Annotated in this window: 2 protein-coding genes; one reads left to right on the forward strand and one right to left on the reverse strand. The window is 62.0% G+C overall.

Annotation, left to right across the window (positions count from 1 at the left end):
• The first annotated feature begins 310 nt into the window (after positions 1-310).
• A complete protein-coding gene (locus tag EOB49_RS33800) occupies positions 311-868 on the forward strand; it encodes a GNAT family N-acetyltransferase (protein ID WP_127383496.1) in 558 nt (185 codons plus the stop codon).
• A 443-nt stretch (positions 869-1,311) separates the two neighbouring features.
• Here EOB49_RS33800 and EOB49_RS33805 read toward each other — a convergent pair.
• On the reverse strand, positions 1,312-1,537 hold a 226-nt coding region (locus tag EOB49_RS33805), incomplete at its 5' end, for a MerR family DNA-binding protein (protein ID WP_164781926.1).

The following is a 1,537-nucleotide window of genomic DNA, read 5'->3' on the forward strand; positions in this document are numbered from 1 at the left end:
CTCGCACGCCCAACTGCGCGCGCTTGCCGAAGTCTACGGGTCGGCGGATGCCAAGGCGAAATTCACCAGGGATTTCGTCGCGGCATGGACCAAGGTGATGAACGCCGACCGCTTCGACATCGCCTGAACTCGCATAAGGCATTCCGGCGCAGCCACGCCGGAGTGCCAATCCTCCCAAGGACATAAGATCGGGGCCGCGTTTCCAGCGATGGGAACGCGGCCCTTGTCGTAAGAGGCCGGGCTCTGGTGGACCGTGCCTTCCCGGGCGAGGATGCTATTTTACCGGCGTAGCGTCTCCCACCGGTGGAATATGGTCGAAATCGTCAAACCCGCGCTTGAACATCTGCCGTCCTACAAGGCGGCGCTCGAGCGCGGCTGGTCGCCGGACAATGTGCGGCTCGAAGAAGCGACGCGCGAGCAGCTTGCGGCAATCGAAAAGGATCCAGTGGCCTTTCTCGCCGACCTCGATGATCCACAGGCCAAGGGTGATCCGATCACCTTGCCCGACGGCAAGCAAGTGCCGCGCTTACCGGGCTTCCGCCGCTGGATCTGGGATGGCGAGGCATCGGGTTCGATCGGCTTTCGCTGGCAGAAGGGCACGGCGGAACTGCCGCCGCATGTGCTCGGTCATATCGGCTATGCGGTGGTGCCGTGGAAGCGGCGGCGGGGCTACGCCACAGAGGCGCTGCGGCTGATGCTGGATGAGGCGAGGGCGGTCGGCCTGCCCTATGTCGAGATCACCGCCAAGCCGGACAATCCGGCATCGCACAAGGTGATCCTGGCCAATGGCGGCAAGCTCGTCGAACGCTTCTTCGAGGACGCCGCCTATGGCGGGGCGGAGAGTTTGCGGTTCCGGATCGAGTTGTAGGGCGCGGGGCGCCGCGGCCGGAGGGTGGTTAGTTCTGCAGCATTAGTAATTGTAGGTGTGCCGTCATCGGCGTTCGTCCGGAAAGCGCCAATAGCGGCCATCATGTCGAGTAAATCCGATACAATACCAAGGCGATGAGCATCACCACGAGCGCGATGAAAATGCGTTCCACCCACCGCATCAGCTTCGACTTCGAGGGGTTGCCCGATATCGCGTTGCCCAATATGTCCCCAAGAAAATGAAGCAAGTTGTCCATTGCGTGGTCGGCCTCCGGTTTTATACATTTTGCCGTCAATGATTGTACTGGATCAACCGCTCTGACGTTGGCATGTCCGCGAAAAGGCCAAAGCAGAAATATGCTCGTTTTTACGTCGCCCAGTGCCGGCTCTCTAAAGTCACGGCACGGAACCATGCGGCTGCGCCGCGTCGCTCCTTGCTCCCTCTCACCCATGCTCGTCAGCGCACAGCGCGTGGTCCGATAGCGCGCGGATGACGTAGCAGTCGCCAACCGTCTTGCCATTGCAGCACGTGGCGATGCGTTCGAGCTCGGCCTCCAGCCGCTTTAGCTGGGCGATCTTCTCCCGCACCGAGATCAGTTGTTCCTCGGCGATCCGGTCGGCGTGGCCGCAGGGCTGCTCGGGGTGGCCGCTCAATTCGATCAGGGAGCGG

The organism is Mesorhizobium sp. M7A.F.Ca.MR.148.00.0.0 (assembly GCF_003997735.1).
Classification (GTDB): Bacteria; Pseudomonadota; Alphaproteobacteria; order Rhizobiales; family Rhizobiaceae; genus Mesorhizobium.